The sequence below is a fragment of the Dolichospermum sp. FACHB-1091 genome (genome assembly GCF_014697585.1).
Classification (GTDB): Bacteria; Cyanobacteriota; Cyanobacteriia; order Cyanobacteriales; family Nostocaceae; genus Dolichospermum.
The window spans coordinates 18793-38390 of sequence record NZ_JACJSB010000027.1 but is presented as its reverse complement, the minus strand read 5'-3'; the positions used below and the strand labels follow the sequence as shown (position 1 = coordinate 38390).

The 19598-nt window shown below is 39.2% G+C and carries 20 protein-coding genes and 1 pseudogene; 10 read left to right on the top strand and 11 right to left on the bottom strand.

Translation table 11 applies throughout. The features are described 5' to 3' along the window. Positions 1-77 precede the first annotated feature (77 nt). Positions 78-440 (bottom strand): annotated as a pseudogene (locus tag H6G25_RS16350) (Uma2 family endonuclease); the annotation flags it as partial. A 305-nt stretch (positions 441-745) separates the two neighbouring features. Between H6G25_RS16350 and H6G25_RS16345 the strand changes: the two are divergent. Then, entirely contained in the window at positions 746-2308 is a 1563-nt protein-coding gene (locus H6G25_RS16345) for a bifunctional serine/threonine-protein kinase/formylglycine-generating enzyme family protein (RefSeq protein WP_242034994.1), read from the top strand. Positions 2309-2586: 278 nt separating this feature from the next. After that, positions 2587-3198, top strand: coding sequence for a GerMN domain-containing protein (locus H6G25_RS16340; protein ID WP_190393401.1), 612 nt, complete (start codon positions 2587-2589; stop codon positions 3196-3198). A gap of 83 nt (positions 3199-3281) precedes the next feature. On the opposite strand, the gene accB is transcribed toward H6G25_RS16340, so the two are convergent. Both accB and efp read right to left on the bottom strand, forming a co-directional pair. Next, positions 3282-3791, bottom strand: coding sequence for an acetyl-CoA carboxylase biotin carboxyl carrier protein (gene accB, locus H6G25_RS16335; RefSeq protein WP_190393400.1), 510 nt, complete (start codon positions 3789-3791; stop codon positions 3282-3284). Positions 3792-3938: 147 nt separating this feature from the next. Beyond that, positions 3939-4496, bottom strand: coding sequence for an elongation factor P (gene efp / locus H6G25_RS16330; RefSeq protein ID WP_190393421.1), 558 nt, complete (start codon positions 4494-4496; stop codon positions 3939-3941). A 234-nt stretch (positions 4497-4730) separates the two neighbouring features. Between efp and H6G25_RS16325 the strand changes: the two genes are divergently transcribed. Then, positions 4731-5840: a peptidylprolyl isomerase gene (locus tag H6G25_RS16325; protein WP_190393399.1), complete on the top strand. Its 1110-nt coding sequence runs from the start codon at positions 4731-4733 to the stop codon at positions 5838-5840. 109 nt (positions 5841-5949) lie between these two features. Here H6G25_RS16325 and H6G25_RS16320 read toward each other — a convergent pair whose 3' ends face one another. The 3 genes from H6G25_RS16320 to H6G25_RS16310 form a co-directional block, all read right to left on the bottom strand. Beyond that, entirely contained in the window at positions 5950-6168 is a 219-nt protein-coding gene (locus H6G25_RS16320; protein ID WP_190393398.1) for a hypothetical protein, read from the bottom strand. Between the two features lie 27 nt (positions 6169-6195). Then, a complete protein-coding gene (locus tag H6G25_RS16315) occupies positions 6196-6417 on the bottom strand; it encodes a hypothetical protein (RefSeq protein WP_242034993.1) in 222 nt (73 codons plus the stop codon). A gap of 78 nt (positions 6418-6495) precedes the next feature. After that, entirely contained in the window at positions 6496-7785 is a 1290-nt protein-coding gene (locus H6G25_RS16310; protein ID WP_190393397.1) for a sugar ABC transporter substrate-binding protein, read from the bottom strand. A 189-nt stretch (positions 7786-7974) separates the two neighbouring features. Here H6G25_RS16310 and pilM point away from each other — a divergent pair, with 189 nt between their 5' ends. From pilM to rpsD, 7 genes are all read left to right on the top strand, one after another. Further along, positions 7975-9066 (top strand): type IV pilus assembly protein PilM, encoded by a 1092-nt coding sequence (gene pilM, locus H6G25_RS16305; RefSeq protein WP_190393396.1) that lies wholly within the window; start codon positions 7975-7977, stop codon positions 9064-9066. A gap of 5 nt (positions 9067-9071) precedes the next feature. Further along, on the top strand, positions 9072-9839 hold the full coding sequence (locus H6G25_RS16300; protein WP_190393395.1) for a PilN domain-containing protein: 768 nt from the start codon (positions 9072-9074) through the stop codon (positions 9837-9839). Next, on the top strand, positions 9836-10603 hold the full coding sequence (locus tag H6G25_RS16295) for a pilus assembly protein PilO (RefSeq protein WP_190393394.1): 768 nt from the start codon (positions 9836-9838) through the stop codon (positions 10601-10603). The genes H6G25_RS16300 and H6G25_RS16295 overlap by 4 nt, the downstream gene beginning before the upstream one ends. A 338-nt stretch (positions 10604-10941) precedes the next feature. Further along, a complete protein-coding gene (locus tag H6G25_RS16290) occupies positions 10942-13200 on the top strand; it encodes a type IV pilus secretin family protein (RefSeq protein ID WP_190393393.1) in 2259 nt (752 codons plus the stop codon). 1038 nt (positions 13201-14238) lie between these two features. Next, positions 14239-15138, top strand: a complete 900-nt coding sequence (hetR, locus tag H6G25_RS16285) for a heterocyst differentiation master regulator HetR (protein ID WP_190393392.1) — start codon at positions 14239-14241, stop codon at positions 15136-15138. 88 nt (positions 15139-15226) lie between these two features. Next, positions 15227-15391 (top strand): hypothetical protein, encoded by a 165-nt coding sequence (locus H6G25_RS16280; RefSeq protein WP_190393391.1) that lies wholly within the window; start codon positions 15227-15229, stop codon positions 15389-15391. Between the two features lie 8 nt (positions 15392-15399). Further along, on the top strand, positions 15400-16008 hold the full coding sequence (gene rpsD, locus H6G25_RS16275; RefSeq protein WP_028082312.1) for a 30S ribosomal protein S4: 609 nt from the start codon (positions 15400-15402) through the stop codon (positions 16006-16008). A 145-nt stretch (positions 16009-16153) separates the two neighbouring features. On the opposite strand, the gene moaA is transcribed toward rpsD, so the two are convergent. The 5 genes from moaA to rpe form a co-directional block, all read right to left on the bottom strand. Further along, positions 16154-17140, bottom strand: a complete 987-nt coding sequence (moaA, locus tag H6G25_RS16270; RefSeq protein WP_190393420.1) for a GTP 3',8-cyclase MoaA — start codon at positions 17138-17140, stop codon at positions 16154-16156. 78 nt (positions 17141-17218) lie between these two features. Next, complete coding sequence (locus H6G25_RS16265; RefSeq protein ID WP_190393390.1) at positions 17219-17695, bottom strand: Uma2 family endonuclease; 477 nt, start codon at positions 17693-17695, stop codon at positions 17219-17221. Between the two features lie 30 nt (positions 17696-17725). Beyond that, positions 17726-18001, bottom strand: coding sequence for a hypothetical protein (locus H6G25_RS16260; RefSeq protein WP_190393389.1), 276 nt, complete (start codon positions 17999-18001; stop codon positions 17726-17728). Between the two features lie 176 nt (positions 18002-18177). Beyond that, positions 18178-18555 (bottom strand): hypothetical protein, encoded by a 378-nt coding sequence (locus tag H6G25_RS16255; RefSeq protein WP_190393388.1) that lies wholly within the window; start codon positions 18553-18555, stop codon positions 18178-18180. A gap of 327 nt (positions 18556-18882) precedes the next feature. Then, positions 18883-19590 (bottom strand): ribulose-phosphate 3-epimerase, encoded by a 708-nt coding sequence (rpe, locus tag H6G25_RS16250; RefSeq protein WP_028091345.1) that lies wholly within the window; start codon positions 19588-19590, stop codon positions 18883-18885. Positions 19591-19598: the final 8 nt, after the last annotated feature.

Sequence of the window (19598 nt, the reverse complement as noted above, 5' to 3'; positions counted from 1 at the left end):
TTTACCCTTCAAAGCGTAGTGGAACGGAGCGATCTAAAAATTTTTTTTGAGGATTATCCTTGGAAACAGAATCTAGTTTAAACTTCAATTCCCGCATTTAGCAATCGTTTCTCCAAATCTGCTAAACGTTGTAAAGCAGCTTCCTTTTCTCGTCGTTCCTGCTCAACCAACTCAAACCCCCACAATAACAAATTACCGTCTTTATCCCACCAGCGCAACCAGTAACCATCACGGTTTTCGCGCTTTCCTGACCACACACCAATAAATAATTCCATCTCCTCTAACCAATAACGGTTATTTTCATCAGGAGAACGTAATTCATATTTTCCCGAATTTTGTAACCGATGTACCTCCAAAATACCCGTACTGGGGTCAAAAATCAGATAATTGGCAACTTTTAAAACTTCTTCATAAAAAAACCATTTACCGGAGGGGAAAGTCCCTATTAGACCCAATAAATCGCCGTTACCAAGATTGCTCCGTGCTAGGATAGTTAAACACGCAGATGGTTATTATTACTTCCTTTCTTAATTTTTTTATCACAAAATGTAACTTTTATTTTTACAGGTATGTGTTTATTTAAGTAAAAACCGATAGAATAGTCTATGTGTTTGAAGTAGGGTGGAGAATGTGAACTAGAATATAACAATATAATTTACGTACATCTATGAGTCAGTGTTTTAACCCCAACTGTCTATACCAAAATCCCCAGAAAACCCGATTTTGTATACATTGTGGGAACGAAATGGTCTTGCAAGAACGCTATCGCGGTGTAGACTTTATTATTGAAAGTGGCTTTGGGAGAACCTTTTTAGCAGTAGACGAACACAAATTAGACACTCCCTGTGTAGTTAAGCAATTTTTACCCCGACAGTCGGGAAGCGCCGCGCTGGAAAAAGCCGCTGAGTTATGCAAACAAGAAGCTTTGCGACTGCGAGATTTAGGTAAACATTCACAAATTCCAGATTTACTCGCATTCTTTCAACAACAAGGAAGACTTTATTTAATTCAGGAATTTATCACAGGTCAAAATTTGTTAAATGAATTAAAACAAAAAGGAAAATTCAGCGAATCAGAAGTAAAAAATATATTAACTGAATTATTGCCTGTTTTACAATTTATTCATGACAACCAAGTTATTCACGGAGATATTAAACCAGAAAATATCATTAGAAGTTCCCAAAATGGTGCTTTATTTTTAGTTAATTTTGGAGTCTCCGATGAACTATGTGAAAGTGTTATCGCCAAAGTTGGTACAATTACAGGTACACCTGGATATGCACCACCAGAACAATTTCGTGGGATAGTTTTTCCTACTAGCGATCTTTACAGTTTAGCTGTAACTTGTATTCACTTATTAACGGGACATTTACAAAAATCTGACGGTTCTAATTTACTGCTTGACTCCACAAAAATCCAGTGGGTATGGAAAAACTATGCCTCTGTGAGTCATGAGTTAGAAATAATTTTAGATAAAATGTTGGAAGACTTACCTATTAATCGCTTTCAGTCAGCAACAGCAGTCCTTTCAGCATTGCAAACGCGGAAATTTACACCAGCAATTACTCCCCCACCAGCAAAACCACTAATTACCCAAAAGGAAGATTTAGGAAATGGTGTAATTTTGGAAATGGTCGCTATTCCTGGAGGAACATTTCTCATGGGTTCACCCCCAGGAGAGGGATATGATTGGGAAAAACCCCAACATCAAGTTACAGTTCCACCATTCTACATGGGGAAATACCCTGTTACTCAAGCCCAATGGGAAAAAGTGGCAGATTTACCAAAAGTGAAGATTGATTTAAATCCCAAACCTTCACGCTTCCAAGGTGCAAATCTCCCAGTTGAATGTGTATCATGGTTTGATGCAGTGGAATTTTGTGCTAGAATAAGCAGGGGTACAGGTAAAACATATCGCTTGCCCAGTGAAGCAGAATGGGAATATGCCTGTAGAGCCAATACCACAACCCCCTATTACTTCGGTAACACTATCACCACGGATTTAGTAAATCATTATGGTAAATATAAACAAACCACAGATGTAGGAAACTTTCCCCAAAATGCTTTTGGTTTGTATGATATGCACGGGAACGTGTGGGAGTGGTGTGAAGATTGCTGGCATGAAAATTATATAAATGCACCTAATAACGGTAGTGCTTGGGTTAGCGATGAAAATCTGCGAATTATGCGTGGTGGTTCTTGGATTCTTTACCCTAGACGTTGTCGTTCTGCTTATCGTCTTAACGTCTCCCCCAGCTATAGCTACAAAGATTTCGGGTTTCGGTTGGTAGTTTCCGGCACAGGGTGACTGTTGACTGTTGACTGTTGACCGATTTACATACCACATTTTACTGGATTATATGGATTACAATTTAAATCTTTTTTCAAGAAACCATGGGATTTAGATAAAGAAAAAAGTGACGGACTCGAAAAGATAACTCTACAATTGAACTGGAGGGGTAAGACTAACAATGGCAGTTTACGTACACATCAAAGCCAAAAATGAGAATCAGGAATATGACCTCTGTAACCAGGCTAATTATCTGACAAATACTATTTCAGTCCTCAGCCAAGTAGGTTTTATATATGAATGACCAACAAAGAACTAATGGTATTTCTTCCGGTGTGGTAGCAGCCGTTTCCGCAGTGGTGGTAGCGGTAAGCGGTGGAGTAGCTTGGTTTTCTTCTCACAGTTCCAATACCCCCACACCTACCAACTCCTCGGAAATCATTAAACAACCAGTCAACCAATCAACTAGCCAACAGGGTAATGAACAAACTGCTAGTATATATTGGCTCAGGTCTAAGGAAAATCGTTTTGATTTAGTTCCCCAACCTCTGAAAATTGCTGCTACCCAACCCAACCAAGTTTTAGAAACAGCTTTTAAAACTTTATTAGCCGGACCTCCTCAAGGAACAGACTCTACTACTATTCCCCAGGGGACTCAACTACTGGGACTCAAAGCAGAAAATAATGATGTTCACGTCAACTTATCTGAAAACTTTACCACTGGTGGCGGTAGCACTTCCATGATCGGACGGATTGGACAAGTTGTATATACTGCTACTAGTTTAAACCCTCAAGCTAAAGTTTACATTGAAGTCAACGGTAAACCCTTGGAGGTTTTAGGTGGTGAAGGTGTGGAATTAGAACAACCACTCACCCGTGAAAGTTTTCAGAAAAATTATCCCCTTTAGTCAGTTTCCCTGTAACCTGTAACCTGTAACCTGTAACCTGTAACCTGTTCCCTGTTCCCTGTTCCCTGTTCCCTATTTAATACTTAATCAGGGTTAATTCTCATCAAAGGTTGACCATATTCTACTGGTTCACCATTTTGAACTAAAATTTCCATCACCTGTCCAGAGACTTCGGCTTCAATTTCGTTCATAAGCTTCATTGCTTCAATAATACACACACTTTGACCAGATTTGACGCGATCGCCCACTTCCACAAAGGGACTTTCCCCAGGTGCTGGAGCGCGGTAAAATGTACCCACCATAGGAGATAATACGTCAACCAACTTTTGATTAATGGGTGAAGGAGAAGCAGCAGGTTGAATTATGGAATTATCCACAACTTTATTTATGACCATTTCTGGTGAAGTTGTAGATACCAACTGGGTTACGCCGGCACTAACTACATTACTAATTGGTACTTGGCCATTATTGCTGAAACTGATAGCTTTGCGTACCGTTAATTCAAACTCATTATTTTTGAGTGTAACTTCCGCAATATCAGTTTGAGCAATAGTTACCAGTAGTTGACGGATTTCATTAAAGTCTAATGTCACAATTATTTTACCTCGACCTAACTGTTAAATTAAAATTCTAAGTAGGGCAGGGATTTAATCCCTCTATAAAAAAGGGATTGAAATCATTAGTACCAATTTGGGTTTTAGTCCTCACTATTCCCAGTTGGTATCAAAAAAGTAGGAAAATTATTCCCTGCCTAAATACTTATCTTCTCTGGTATCAATCTTGATGCGCTCCCCTTGAGCAATAAACAAGGGAACCATGATAGTTGCTCCAGTTTCTAGAATTGCAGGCTTAGTACCACCTGTAGCAGTATCACCCTTAACACCAGGATCTGTTTGCACAATTTCCAAAACTACAGAATTAGGTAGTTCAACTTCTAGCACCTGTTCGCCCCAGCGAATCACATTCACTTCCATACCATCTTTGAGGTACTTGACGCGATCGCCAATTTGCGCTGAAGTTAATCTACCTTCTTCATAAGTCTCCATATCCATAAAGATAAACTCATCACCTTCTTTATAGGTATGTTGCATCGTTACCTTTTCCAGGGTAGCCTGGGGGACAGTTTCCCCAGCCCGAAAAGTTTTTTCTAATTGTTTCCCACTTTGGACATTTTTCAGGGTTGTCCGCACGAAAGCAGAACCCTTACCTGGCTTAACATGAAGAAAATCTATCACGCGCCAGACCGAACCATCTAATACAATTGAAACACCAGGTCGAAAGTCGTTACTAGAGATCATGAAACTTTCAAATTTTGCAAGACAATCGGCATTCATTGTACCCTTCTAGGGTCATTAATGGTTAGTCATTCGGGAAGAGGTCATGGGTCATGGGTAAATTCTCCCCCGCAACTCCTGTGCTTCACCTGATTCTTTTGCTTCCCCACTGTCTTCAATCTTCAGACTCCCAATGTGGGAAGATAATCAATAAGTTACTTCCAATCAACACTTTGATACTAAAGAAAGAGAAATTTGATGTTGAACTTATTAAAGTCCTGGGTGAAGAACAGCCTAAAGGTAATATTGCTATTAACAATACTTTTAGGCATAAGTACGGCTGGGTGGACTCCCACTAGTAACGCCGGCTTACCAGCGGGAAACGCAATTACCGACGGAAAGGCTTTGTTACGCTATGCACTCCCGATAGATAATCAACCTGTACGTAAACTACAAGCCTCTTTAGAAGACATTTCTAACCAACTGCGAGCGAATAAGCGGTGGAGCGCGGTTAATAATGATCTCAAGCAAGCATCGCGGATACTCGATAAACCTTCCCAAATATTAGCAAGTATTCCGGAAGAACGCCAACCTCAAGCCGAAGCTTGGGTTACTGAATTGAAATCTGGGATCACACAACTGCAAGAAGTAGTTAAAACTAAGCGAAAAGAAGCAGTTCTTGAGGGAAGAGCCAAATTACTTGATCTTGTCAGCTTGTTAGAAGAATCAATGGTGACAAAATTTCCCTTTGAAGTTCCTGCTGAATACAGTAATTTACCCCAACTCAAAGGACGCGCTACCATTGCTTTCAAAACTAACAAAGGCGATCTTACCGTAGTGGTAGATGGCTATAGCGCCCCTGTCACCGCTGGTAATTTTGTAGATTTAGTACAACGCGGTTTTTATAACGGTTTAGAATTTACCCGTTCGGAAGAATCTTACTTTTTACAAACTGGAGATCCTGTTGGTCAAGAAGTTGGTTTTATTGACCCTCAAACTGGCAAATATCGGGCTATTCCTTTAGAGATTTTAGTCCAAGGTGAAAAAGAACCAACCTACGGTATTACTCTTGAAGAATCTGGACGTTATTTAGATATGCCAGTTTTACCTTTTTCTTCTTTTGGTGCTTTAGTGATGGCCCGGCCAGAAAATGAACCTAATGGTGGTTCTTCTCAGATTTTCTTCTTTCTGTTTGAACCTGAACTTACCCCCGCAGGACGTAATCTTTTAGATGGTCGTTATGCTGTGTTTGGTTATCTTACCAAGGGTCAAGAGGTTTTAGATAAACTCAAAGCTGGTGACAAAATTGAATCTGCGACTGTTATTCAAGGCGGAGAAAATTTAGTTCAGCCGCAAGCAGTTTCATAGGAGATTAAAATCAAAAGGTAGGGATGTTTGAATTTGATTAAACATCTCTACTTTCTCAAAGTGACTCTAGCTCTTTCCGCTTGCGGTTAGTAGTAATAACGTCTTTGAATTAATTTTTGAGTCTATCCATTATTTTCCTTAATTTAGCTAGAACGTTGTTTTCTAAACTTGTAGACCAACGATATTTATAGCTGTTATGCTGGTATATACTAACCTTTTCCTTGAGGTTTTCTATATATTGGATCAGTTCTGCCAAATCTTTGACTACAGCATATTGTCCTTGTACTGTCACATAGGCGTTTGTGTCTATTCTTTTGATGTCGCTCATTCGGGAAACTAAAAAGACAACTGTTTTTTAATATACTCTAATTGGAACATGAATTGGCATAACTAGCTGATGATAATCATAACGTCGTTTAATGCGAGTAATACCTGATTGTTCTTGTGGGTTGAGTTGGGGTAAATCTGTCAACCATTCATTAAAAAAGTTTTCATCTTCTGCTTGGTGTAAGTTACAACGAGTTTGTAAATCACTCAAGCTTTTAATGGTGTCTGTAATACCAACTGTAGAAACCATTTCTGTTACCTTGAAAAAAATCTTAAATTTTTAGGGTAGCCGACCACTATTTACACTATCATTACCAATCACCAATAATTAACGATTATCCCACTGCCGCGCTGCATCTTCCACAGCTTGATCTACAGTTTTTTGTCCTAACATTGCTGCTTGTAAATTTTCGTAAATTGCCTTTTGCAAAACTTTAAAATCTTTCAGTCTTGGGGTTAATACTTCAGCCTGTTGTAATTGTGTAGCACTAATTACCCTTCCTTTTTCCAGTGTCGTGGCATTAGGGGGAACTTCCTTAAAGTAAGTATCAGACAAAGCTTTAATTGTCGAAGGTAGAACATTAGCAGCTTTAGCAAAGGCTAATTGATTTTGATTATTGGTAACAAATAATGCGAATCTAACAGCAGCATCGGGGTATTTACTATCACGAGGAATGACAATATTCATTATTGCGACATTTTTCTTACCCGTATCACCAGTAATTTGAGGTGCTATGGCAGAAGATTGAGCAACCTTGGGGGAATTATTAGCAATGGTTTTGAGAAATTCAGGTCCAGAAGCTAAAAAAGCCGTTTCTCCCGATTGGTATAAATCTATAGCATGACGATGTCCTTGGGTTAGAGATTCTTTTGGTAATAAACCTTTTTTATACAAATTTACCCAATACTGAAAAGCAGCCTTTCCTTGAGGGGTATTAAAACCGGCTTTACCGTCAGCATTAACTAAAGTGACTCCCATTTGCACCAAAGATTCCAACACCTCACCAGAGTCTTGGGGGACAAAAGTGGCAAAGAAAGCGTACTTACCAGTTTTATCTTTAATTTGTTGTGCCATTTGTCCTAATTCTGTATAAGTGGCAGGTGGTTTTGTAATACCCGCTTCTTTTAGTAAATCTGTGTTATAAATAGTCAGTCGCGTGGTAAGATACCAGGGAATGCCAAAACTTTTGCTATTAAGGGTACTTGCTTGCCAAATATTTGGTAAATAGGAGGATCGGACTTGACTGGAAACTTTAGTATCTAAATCTAACCAAGCATTTTTTCCCGCTAGTTGGGAGGCAAAGTCTGGATTAAGATTAACAACATCAGGTGGCGTTTTTGCTGACACTGCGGTTAAAACCTTGTTCTCCATAGCAGACCAAGGTACATCTACCCATTTGACTTTGATACTTGGGTTTTGTGATTCAAATGTCCTAATTAGACTTTGAAAGTAGTTGCTAAATTGGGGTTGGAGTTGCATTGTCCAAAACTCAATCGTGGTAGTTCCAGAAGCAGCAGGCCTTGAATCATTACCCATACCACAACTAACAAGCCAACTAGTAAATAAGCCTACTAATACCCAACAAACAAGTTGTTTAAATTTTTGCAATCGAATCATTTCAGTATGTGTTAGTATTTTGAGAGTTGATACAAGTAAAAGGGTGACAGATAATTATAGAGATTATAGGACATATCAATGGGAATAATGGGAATAATAGGAATAACGGGTAATGGGCAATTGGTAAAGATTTTTGTCGGACAACGAACAACGGACCAACTTATTTTTATTTAGCAAGCGGGTAAGACTGTGGTGGAGGCCTTCACTAATTTTTTTAGTAAATCCAATCAAGCTATTGGGATTGAACTAGCACCGGAACGGGTGAACTTAGTACAACTACGCAAACAACGTCACGGATTAAAACTAGCATCTTTAACGACAGTATCAGTACCAGAAGGTATATTTGCCGATGGACAAATTACTGACTCTTCAGCCATGTCCGAAATTATTAGGCAAGCAATTGTCGAGAGCAAAACTAGAGCTTCTCGTGTTGCTACTTGTATACCAGGACGAAATGCTATTTTGCGTCTAGTGAATGTACCGGCAGAGTTAAATGACGAAGAGTTGCGGGTTATGATCTTAAACTATGAAGCGGATTTATATTTACCCTACCCCCGGGAAGAAGCTGATGTTGATTATCAAAAACTTGAATACTTTATAGATGAGGATGGTCTTGAAAAAGTACGGGTTTTGTTAGTGGCTACTCGTAAAGATGTCACCCAGACCTATTTGGATACTTTTGAAAAAGCAGGATTAACTGTTGATATCCTGGAAATTAAGAGTTTTGCCCTAATTCGGACTATTCGTGATCAGTTGCGGCTATTGGAAGCGACAGAAGCAGCGGTGTTAGTTGATATTGAGTTTGATAATACAGAAATTGCTATCATCATTAATGGTGTGCCAGAATTTTCCCGCACAGTACCTATCGGTACATATCAAATTAAAACTGCGATGTCAAAGGCTATGAACTTGCCGATATCACGAGATATGGATATGTTGGACAGTATTATTATCCCGGCAAATTCAACGGCAATTGATACTAATCCTGGTATAGATTCTATACTGGAAGTTCTCGGAGAATTAGCTGATGAATTGAGTCGCACTATTTCTTTTTACCTCAATCAACGTGAAAACTTACAAGTCGTGCAAATTCTCTTAGCAGGTCCAGGAGGAGGAATACAAAATATTGATGAGTTTTTTGCTGAAAAAATGGGTTTACCAACTATGCAAATAGATCCGATTGCTTGTTTGTCTTTAAATGTGGACATGGAAAAATATCCTTTAATTAAACGTCCTGGGTTGAGTATTGTCATGGGTCTAGGACTGCGGGGAATACAATAAATAAAATGTATAGTCTAGATATTAACTTTCTTAAACACCGTCCAGAATATCGGCTAAAAACTAAAGCGAAGTTTAATAAACTATCGTCTCAAATAGGGAATTTTACTCCAATTTATGTAGGGCTTGCAGTAGGTTTAGCATTCCCGGTTTTGGTGTTTGTTGGTTTTTTATTCTTGCAAGAAAAAATCCCTAAAGTAAGAAAAGATATAGGAAAACTGGAGGATCAAAGCAAGAGTTTAGATGGGACAATAGCCAAAATTCGCCAAATTAAAGCAGAAACAACCAATATTAATAATCAAACAAAAGCTTTTGCATCAGTGTTCTATAAAATACATTCTTGGTCAGCAATATTACATGAATTTAGCGATCGCATTCCCCCCAATGTACAAATTGAAACTATTAAGCAAATTACCGCTAACACAAGTCCTAATAGTCCAGCGGGACTATTAGAAATTTCTGGTTTTGCTGTTTCCTATGCTGCTGTTAACGATTTTCTCCTGAGTCTGGGACAATCTAAATTTTTGAATCCCCAGGAAATTAAAATTATCACAACTGAGTTAGTAGATGCACCAACGGTAGCAGGTTTCCTTCCTCCCGTCGCTACAAGATCTGAAGTAAAAATTAAACCTATTCAAATAGTTAAATATACTATTAAAACAGGGTTGAGTAACGTACCTGCATCTGATTTAATTCCAGAATTAGAAAAAAAAGGAACAATCGGATTAGTGGATAGACTTCGTCACATTCAAAAACTAGGAGTAGTTAACAAATGACGCTTAGTGGAGGGTTAAATTTCGCAAAAGAAGGCAAGAAGGCTGAAAATTCTGCACCTGTTGTCTTTGGTATCACCTTAACACCACCAATAATTGGTAGTGTATTTGCAGGTTTAGGTGTTTTAGGTGCATTTTATATGCTGGTTAATATGGTAATGCCCGCTGTGGAAAGTTATAAAGAACAGGAAACTAAACGTGATCAACTACAAATAGAAATTCAGCAAAAGCAAACCCAAGCTAAACAAATAGGTAAAATAAAAGCAGATTTAGCAACAGCAAAAGAACAACAAAAACAAATCTTAGCTTTATTTGCGGATAAAAAAAGTTTGGATACCCTACTACTAGATACCAGTCGCTTAATAGATTCTAGCAATACCAAGGTTTTTGGTAGTTCTATTCAAGCCAAAATGAAGAAATTTGCCCCCACTTCTGAAAATGCTGAAGTAGTTACAGATAGTAGTTTTGGGGCAGAAATTAACAATAAACTGAAACGCACTATCATCAAAGTAGAAATTGAGGGTAATTTTCTACAAACCCAATCAATTATACGGAATATTGAGCGACTACAACCTTTATTGTTAGTCAAAAACTACGAATCAAAATTGTCACCACCTGAGATTTCAACAGATAAAAATAACCCCGTGCCAATTAATACTGGTAAACTAATTACATCTTTTGAATTAGAGGCTTTAATTCCACTCACTTCCGAAGAAGAAGCAGCCTTAGCACCCCAACCAGCAGCAGCTAATACACCAAAAAAATAACCTTTGAGAGAATGTTTGAAAAGTCTAATTTATTACAGGGGTTTCCGCTCTTATGAGGTACTTCCTAAGCCCCCTCCTCGCACCCCCCTCAATCCCCCCGCAGCGGGGGGAAGAAAAGGATAAACTTTTGATATTGGAGGGGGTTGGGGGTGGGGTTCTTGTACCTCATAACATCGGGAAGTGCTGTATTTTTCCTGAGTCCACGCAGTCCGACTTTATTCGTGTATTAGCGATTTATAATCGCAATATACTCTTAAAACAACTTCAGAGAAAAGTATGTTTCGCGCCAAAGCGCAAAAGTTGATATCTTGAATTTTATTTTAAGTGAGCAGTAAATTATGAAACAGTCTGATTATCGTTTTTTCGTACCTGGTGCAGCAGCTTGTATTCTCTTAGCAGCCCAGCCGGTTTTAGCACAAATAACACAAGTTACTGATGTTCAACTTAATCCCATTCAGGGGGGAATTAGTGTCATTTTAAGAACTGGTACTAAAAATAGCCCCCAAGTATTAAGCACTAAAAAGGGTAAATCCTTAGTTGCGAATATAGTTAATGCTCAATTGCGTTTACCTAAAGGTGGTAATTTCCGTCAAGAAAACCCCGCACCAGGAATCGCTGTGATTGAGATTAAGCAATTAGATACTAATAATATGCAGGTGATAGTCATTGGTACGGATAATGCACCAAATATTCAGCCTGTCAACCGCAGGGATAATAATATTACTTTAGGCTTTACTACTACTGTCGCAAATTCAACAACATCAAATTCTACCAATTCCACAGATAAACCAGGTCAACAGCCGGAGGTTCTAGTTCCTAACCCCCAAGTTACAATTGACGGGAAAATTACCCAAACCCCAAATCCTGGTCAAGCTTATAAGCAAAGTCCTGTTTTTTTACCTAAAGCTGTGGCCCCACCTGTAGGAGATATTACTCAGTCTAATATTGATACATCTCCTGTGGTGATTAATTTAGGTACAAAAGAACGAGTTCGGCGCTTGGTGTTGCGTGATGCACCTGTAAGAGAAGTTTTATCTTTATTAGCTCGTGCTGCTGGGCTGAATTTGGCTTATATAGGTGATGATGACGATAAAGATCAAAAAACACCTGCTCCCTCTACAGGTGATAATAAAAATGAAACCGAAACTAAAATATATCAAAAAATCTCTTTAGATGTAGAAAACGAAGCTGTGCAGGATGTTTTTAATTACGTCCTGCGTTTGAGTGGTTTGGAAGCTAACCGCAGTGGACGGACAATTTTTGTTGGGCCTAAATTACCTAACTCCACCCGTGATGTCGTAATGCGTAATCTCCGACTAAATCAAGCAGATGTTAAGGTAGTAGCTAGTTTTCTAGTCAGATTAGGTGCTGAAAGTGCTTTAAATCCTCAAGTACAGACTACTCGAACAACTATCAAAAATTTATCAGAAGAAGGAGGGGAGTCTAGTACATCAGGTGAAAACACTGAAAAAAAGGAAAATACTGAAACTAAAACAGAGACTGAAATTAAAGCTGAACGTATTGTGTTTAAAGACTCAGTTCCTTTGCTTAGAGGTTTACAAGTATTAGGAGACGAAAGAACTAATACTCTCACCTTGATTGGTAGTCCTAAATTGGTGGAGATGGCAGTATCTCAATTAACACAGCTTGATATCCGTCGTCGTCAAGTGGTGGTGAATGTCAAAATTATTGATGTCAACCTGACAGGTAGTCAAGATTACAATACCAGTTTTTCTTTTGGGGTTGGTAACAACTTCTTTGTTAATGATGGTGGTGCAGCATCTTTAAATTTTGGTGGTTCTCGACCAGCTAATTCTAATGAAGTAAACAATACTGTGACTGAAACACCAGTTACAAATAATCCACTTCAGACTGGACTTGTTGTGAACTCTGCTGCTGGTATTAATCGAGATCCCACAGTTGCAGGAAACAAAACGGGAGGTATACCAACTTTATACCAATTCCCTAGACGGCTTCTTACGAGTTTACAAGCTCAAGTTACCAAGGGCAACGCTAAGATTCTCACAGATCCTACCTTAATTGTCCAAGAAGGACAAACTGCCGATGTACAACTAACTCAGCAAGTTGTCGGAGACATAACAACAACTATAACGGATACTCCTGGAGGTTCTAGAGAAGTGAGAAATTCCTCAAAAGAGCTAGTCGGGTTGACTCTTAGTGTCAAAATTGAACGGATTGATGATAATGGCTTTGTGTCTCTACAAGTTGCTCCAAACGTTAAGTCTCCTGTTGGTACGGCAGATATAGGTAATGGAAAAATCATTTTAGTTTCTAATCGCTCCCTTACTTCTGGTACAATTCGCCTCCGAGATACTCAAACGCTTATTCTTTCCGGTATTATTCAGGATGAAGATCGAACAAGTGTTTCTAAATTACCTATTTTGGGTGATATTCCCCTGCTGGGTGCGCTGTTTAGGAAAACAAACAAAGTGAACGAACGTAGAGAAGTAATTATTTTACTGACACCGCAAATAATGGATGATTCCCAGAATTCTGGCTATGGTTATAATTATACACCCAGTCCCACAGCGCGGGAAATGTTGGAACGTCAGGGGGTGAAGTTGCAACCGCGTTAGTTAGTTTTTGGTGATTGTTTCAACGTAAAAAAGTATTAGGGAACACCAAAAAATAAATTACCCAATTTTGTGGGACGGGTATCCTGCCCGTCCTTGATGATTAGCGGGCAAGACTTGTACTGAGCTTGTCGAAGTATGCCCGCACCACAAGAAATTTTCGGGTATTTTTTTAATTGGAAGTGCCTTAGTAGTTGGAGATGGTAAACTACAGCGATTTCCAATCATATAAGGTACATCTTAGCCCCCTCCTCGCACCCCCTCAATCCCTCCGCTGAGGGGGGAAGAAAAGGATAAACTTTTGATATTGGAGGGGGTTGGGGCTGGGGTTCTTGTTCCCGGTTTGATGACAATTTGCTGTAGGTCAATTAATAGCCCAAACTTTAGCTTTAACTGGTTGTGAATTATTGGTAGTCGAAAACATACCACTCCAGGTACAGAGGTAACAGAGAAATCAGGGTTTGAGAGATATTTTGCATAAGTCCTGAATATCCTGAATATATAGATATTTTAGGAATAGAAAGTTATAATCTTCCATTAGGAGACTTCCAATTAAAAAAATACCCAAAAATTTCTTGTGGTGCAGGCCGAAAAGCCCGCTAATAATACAAGGATTGCTGGATGCCCATCCTACAAGATTGGATAGCGAGGCGCTGCTACAAGCAGTTCATCTTTTTTGTGGACTTCTTTAGATACATAATGCCAATGCAAATCATTTAGCGTTTATCTGTCCGGTTTTATCAGAAAACGCCGTAATACCCCATCCCTCTACAGGGTGGGGAGGTAAGGCGGGTAAAAATTAACACCATTCAAACGATATTAAGCACGGCTTAATCGTGAGAGAGGCTAGTTTCATTTTTACCAATCTTAGAGGTTGGTGGATTTCCTCAGGAATGTTAGACTCAAAATAGGTCTAAGAACTTTCGGGTCAACCAATAATTTTAGGTTTGGAATTAGACATTTTTACCAAAATGGGTGTATAATCAGTAATTTGATTGGAATATAACACTTATAAACGAGCCATTCACCCGTCTGTATAATATGACCAACGACATAGATCTGATTAAACGTCTTGGACCTAGTGCGATGGATCAGATCATGCTTTATCTAGCCTTCAGTGCCATGCGTACAAGTGGCCACAGGCATGGAGCATTTTTAGATGCAGCCGCCACAGCAGCCAAGTGTGCAATTTACATGACCTATCTAGAACAGGGACAAAACCTGCGAATGACTGGGCATTTACACCACCTTGAGCCGAAACGAGTTAAAATCATCGTCGAAGAGGTAAGACAGGCTTTAACTGAGGGCAAACTGCTAAAAATGCTGGGTTCCCAAGAACCCCGCTATCTGATTCAACTTCCTTATGTCTGGATGGAAAAATATCCTTGGCAACCTGGAAGATCCCGCGTTCCGGGTACGAGTCTAACCAGTGAAGAGAAAAAACAAATTGAGCAAAAGCTGCCCAAGAATCTTCCTGATGCTAAGTTAGTCACCTCATTTGAATTTATGGAGTTAATTGACTTTCTCCATAAGCGATCGCAGGAGGACTTACCCCCTAATCACCAGATGCCCTTGAGTGAAGCATTAGCAGAACATATCAAGCGTCGTCTACTGTATTCAGGAACGGTAACACGCATTGATTCTCCCTGGGGGATGCCCTTTTATGCTCTGACTCGTCCTTTTTATGCTCCTGCTGATGATCAAGAGCGCACATACACCATGGTAGAGGATACGGCTCGGTATTTCCGCATGATGAAATATTGGGCAGATCGTAAACCAAACACGATGCGGGCTGTGGAGGAACTGGATATTCCGGTTGATCAAATCGAGCAAGCAGTAGGCGAATTAGACGAAGTCATTCGTTCTTGGGGAGATAAATATCACCAAGAGGGAGGAGTACCAATGATCTTACAAATGGTTTTTGGTAATAAGGATGAATAGAAAACACAATTTTTATGTTACTTAGTTGGGGCTGGCTTGTGTCCCGCCCTATAGTTATCAATCTATTTACTCGCGGGAGTTGATGGGCGTGGCTAGTTTTACTGATACCTATGAATTTGCGGAAAAAATTGCCGTATTAGGTTTAAATAACAAAAATCTAGTCAGAAGACAATTTACCTATAAAATGTCTATCATGATTGGGAACTATGTCATAATAGTAGGTCTGAATAAAATTTTAGAAGGATTAAATTAAGGAAACTCATGTCCCGATATAGAGGACCCCGCCTCAGAATTGTCCGCCGTTTAGGCGAATTACCAGGCTTAACTCGAAAGAGTGCTAGACGCGCTTATCCCCCAGGACAACATGGCCAAAACCGTAAAAAGCGATCTGAGTATGCTATCCGTTTAGAGGAAAAGCAAAAACTCCGCATGAACTATGGTTTGACCGAAAAACAAATGCTGCGCTATGTCCGTAAAGCTAGACGAGTAGCTGGTTCTACTGGACAGGTATTACTGCAATTGTTAGAAATGCGCTTGGATAATACAGTTTTCCGTATGGGTATGGCTCCGACAATCCCCGCTGCCCGTCAATTGGTGAATCATGGTCACGTAACTGTTAATGGTAGAGTAGTAAATATTGCCAGCTATCAATGCCGTGCCGGTGAAGAAGTTGCTGTAAGAAACAGAGAAGCTTCTAAGAAGTTAGTGGAAGCTAACCTGCAATATCCCGGTTTAGCTAATCTTCCTAGTCATTTAGAGTTTGATAAAACTAAGTTGGCTGGTAAGGTCAATAGTATAATTGAACGGGAATGGGTAGCGCTACAAGTTAATGAACTACTCGTGGTGGAATACTACTCACGTCAAGCCTAGAACAATTTTGGATTTTGGATTGACGATTTTGGATTGGAATTGTTTTTCTTTACATCTAAAATCCAAAATCTAAAACAGGACTTACCATCATAATACCCTAAATCGTAGTGAGGACTTTAGTCCTCTCTTCGAGACTCTAAGCGAACTAACCACCAATCTGGGACATAGTACGGGCATAAGTGCCGAGAGTACCAGAGTCGCGTTGTTTAAAGTTTATTTCTGATTTGATATTTAAAATTTGTCTCACTTGTGTTTGTAGGTCTGTGGTACTAATACCAGCGCGTAAAGATGATTTTAAGTTAATTTGACCGGTTTCATTTAGTAAGCAGGGACGTAGCCAACCGTCGGCGCTAAGACGCATCCGGTTACAGCGATCGCAAAAACATTCTGACATTTGGCTAATAAATCCTAGTGTGCCTTTAGCGCCGGGAATTTGAAATATATCAGCAGGTCCGTTACCACAAATCTGGGATTCTGTCAAGCCCCAACGCTCATAAATGGACTGACGTAAATCTGCTGAAGATACCCAACCGCGATCGCTAAATAGGTCTGAGTTACCAATAGGCATAAATTCAATAAATCTAACGTGCCATTGTTTATCAATAGTTAAAGCAGCCAAATCTAAAATTTCATGGTCATTAACGCCGGGAATTACCACTACATTTAATTTTAACGGGTTAAATCCCACCCTATAAGCAGTTTGGATACCTTCCCACACTTGTTGCCAGCGTCCACGTCCATGATTACCGACAATTTCTGCAAATATATGTGGATCTAGAGAATCTAAACTAATATTAATTCTTTTTAAACCTGCATCATAGAGATTTTGGGCTATGGGAGCGAGTAAAAACCCGTTTGTCGTCATTGCTAAGTCTTCCGTTTGGGGAAGATGAGCAATTTTCTCAACTAAATCAACTACATGAGGACGGAGTAAAGGTTCACCACCAGTTAAACGAAAGCGGGTAAAACCAACGGGGATAAATACTTCTTGAATGAGGGTAAGCAGTTCCTCATCAGTTAATAATTGCTGTTTGACAATATAGTCCAGTTCTGCGCCTTCTGGCATACAGTATTGACAACGAAAATTGCAACGATCAATTAAACTGATGCGGAGGTAGTCCACCTTGTTTATAGTTGCGCTGGTTGTCATATTTAAGGGTTATCTCTAACTATGTTTTTTTGGTAACTATGCCGATAACTTCTAGTGAAATTATCGTTTAATTTGCTTAGGAAAGTCAGGAACTAACAAAGATTGTGATAGTTCACCTTGTTCATTATAGAATTTTATTTGACCTTGTTCATTACATAACCATACTTCAATGGCTTGAGATTCTAAATATAATTTTTTCTTAAATTCCATTTCCTCAAAGGTATTACCAGTGGATTTAACTTCTATACAAATTTCTGGGGCTATAGAAGCTGATATTTCATCTTGAATTTGATCAAATCTTTGGTCTGAACACCAAACTACATCAGCAACTTTAACTCCATCTGATGTGTTAATTGCACATTCTGGCATCGCTTCTCCAGTATTCATTAAAGATTCTAATAAACGTTGGATTCTTCCTTGATAAAAAGAGTGTTTAATCTTTACCGGACTCATTACGATTTGTCCCCATTTATTTAATTCAATTTTGAAGGGTAAATCTTGTAATTGTTTATGCTCACAAACTTCTTCCCATCTCATAGTCATTTACCTAGAGTGATCATAACAATATTATCTTAACGGATTTTTTAAAGGAATAAAACAATCAAAGTCATCATTGAATATACAAGAACCTAAACCGAGTCCTGGCTGTCGTAATCCTTTATTTGGCATAGACTGAGGTTCTTTATTAATCTTTACTTCTACCCATTGCAATAACTGTGTGGCCAGTTGAATTTGCTCCTTTTCATCCAGACTTTTGAGAAGATGTTCAGCAAGCATCGCTCTGTATAGAGGAGGTAAGGTTAATACTGCTCCAAAAATTTCATCGTAAGTAATGTTAGCCATACAGAAAACTCCTTACAGAGTGTGATTACTGTATTTTAGCATAAATGCGGTTAATTCACCCTACGGACTAGGGGTGATAATTAAGCGCGTGGCAATATATCCCCATCAGAGATTAACGCAAATGGTAAGTCTCATAAGGGAGAATATGAATTGAAATCAAGCTTCAAAAATATGCTTTAGACAGCTAACCGCAACTGCTGAGGTTGTTGTTGCAATATTAAGTTGATAACTTCTGGACTCCATTTAAGAACTCGACTACTGAAGTCTGCATAATGCTTTGCTTTTTCAGTTGGTTGCCATGGCCAGTTAGGCTTAAGTTTTGTGATGTATCCCATCTGTGCCAGCGTTTCAATGACACGCTGATAAGTCCAGTTTTCTTCAGTCATTTTCCGAAGACGCTTGGCTATCTCTGTAGCCTTGAAATATTTCTTGGAAGGTGCTTGGTTAATGAATCCCAACTTTACCTCGACTGTGATTTCTAGATGTTCGGAAACTCCAAAGTTGCTGATTGCAAAATGAAGTGGTTGCAAATATTCGGTATTTTGTGGCATCATGAAATAGACTCCTCTGTTTTAAACAAAAAAGAAATTGAGTGACTGATATAGACCATCAGTTAAGTTTTGGCAAACAATGTGTCAGCATAAGCTCGTCCAAGCTCTGCTGACATTTAATTTATGGATGTTGAAAAATAAGCCTTTTACACCCACGTTTGAACAGTATACTCTAAACGTGAGTGATTTGCAAATAAAAATATTTATAGTTAGCCATAGTAATATAGAATAGCAACCTATTTTAAGTTTGTCAACATTTTATAAAACAAAAATAAATCCCCGACTTCTCAAAGAAATCGAGGATCTAGGTTTCAATTAATTACCAGAATCTTAAACAGCAGCTAATTCTGGAGTCGGACGCTTACTGTTACGGATATTGGTAATCGCCTCAGCATAATCAGGAGCATTGAAAACAGCCGAACCTGCTACAATAGCATTAGCACCAGCTTCCAAAACTTGCCAAGTATTATTAGCTTTCAGTCCTCCGTCAACTTCAATCCAAGGATCTAAACCGCGTTCATCACACATTTGACGCAATTGGCGAATTTTAGGAACTACGCTAGGAATAAAGCTTTGACCACCGAAACCGGGGTTAACGCTCATAATTAGCACTAAATCGCATAATTCCAGCACATATTCAATTAATTCCAAAGGTGTACCCGGATTAAGTACAACTCCAGCTTTCTTACCGAGTTCTCTGATTTGTCCTAAAGTGCGGTGTAAGTGAGGAGATGCGTTATGTTCAGCATGGACGGATATAATATCAGCACCAGCCTTAGCAAAACCTTCTACATACTTTTCTGGTTCGACAATCATCAGGTGGACATCTAGGGGTTTAGTTGTAACCGGACGAATCGCCTCCACAATCAGAGGACCTATTGTAATATTAGGGACAAAACGTCCGTCCATTACATCAACGTGAATCCAATCTGCTCCCGCTTTGTCTACGGCGCGAATATCGTCACCCAGACGGCTAAAATCTGCTGATAGGATAGATGGAGCAATAACTATGGGCTTTTGAGATGAATTTTGGGTCATGGCTAGTG

Bases quoted from the DNA above. Each gene is read 5' to 3' on its own strand.
- H6G25_RS16345 (WP_242034994.1), top strand. From the start codon at position 746: ATGGTCTTGCAAGAACGCTATCGCGGTGTAGACTTTATTATTGAAAGT.
- H6G25_RS16340 (WP_190393401.1), top strand. From the start codon at position 2,587: ATGAATGACCAACAAAGAACTAATGGTATTTCTTCCGGTGTGGTAGCA.
- efp (WP_190393421.1), bottom strand. From the start codon at position 4,496: ATGATCTCTAGTAACGACTTTCGACCTGGTGTTTCAATTGTATTAGAT.
- H6G25_RS16325 (WP_190393399.1), top strand. From the start codon at position 4,731: ATGTTGAACTTATTAAAGTCCTGGGTGAAGAACAGCCTAAAGGTAATA.
- H6G25_RS16320 (WP_190393398.1), bottom strand. From the start codon at position 6,168: ATGAGCGACATCAAAAGAATAGACACAAACGCCTATGTGACAGTACAA.
- H6G25_RS16315 (WP_242034993.1), bottom strand. From the start codon at position 6,417: ATGGTTTCTACAGTTGGTATTACAGACACCATTAAAAGCTTGAGTGAT.
- H6G25_RS16310 (WP_190393397.1), bottom strand. From the start codon at position 7,785: ATGATTCGATTGCAAAAATTTAAACAACTTGTTTGTTGGGTATTAGTA.
- H6G25_RS16300 (WP_190393395.1), top strand. From the start codon at position 9,072: ATGTATAGTCTAGATATTAACTTTCTTAAACACCGTCCAGAATATCGG.
- H6G25_RS16295 (WP_190393394.1), top strand. From the start codon at position 9,836: ATGACGCTTAGTGGAGGGTTAAATTTCGCAAAAGAAGGCAAGAAGGCT.
- H6G25_RS16290 (WP_190393393.1), top strand. From the start codon at position 10,942: ATGAAACAGTCTGATTATCGTTTTTTCGTACCTGGTGCAGCAGCTTGT.
- hetR (WP_190393392.1), top strand. From the start codon at position 14,239: ATGACCAACGACATAGATCTGATTAAACGTCTTGGACCTAGTGCGATG.
- rpsD (WP_028082312.1), top strand. From the start codon at position 15,400: ATGTCCCGATATAGAGGACCCCGCCTCAGAATTGTCCGCCGTTTAGGC.
- H6G25_RS16265 (WP_190393390.1), bottom strand. From the start codon at position 17,695: ATGAGATGGGAAGAAGTTTGTGAGCATAAACAATTACAAGATTTACCC.
- H6G25_RS16260 (WP_190393389.1), bottom strand. From the start codon at position 18,001: ATGGCTAACATTACTTACGATGAAATTTTTGGAGCAGTATTAACCTTA.
- H6G25_RS16255 (WP_190393388.1), bottom strand. From the start codon at position 18,555: ATGATGCCACAAAATACCGAATATTTGCAACCACTTCATTTTGCAATC.
- rpe (WP_028091345.1), bottom strand. From the start codon at position 19,590: ATGACCCAAAATTCATCTCAAAAGCCCATAGTTATTGCTCCATCTATC.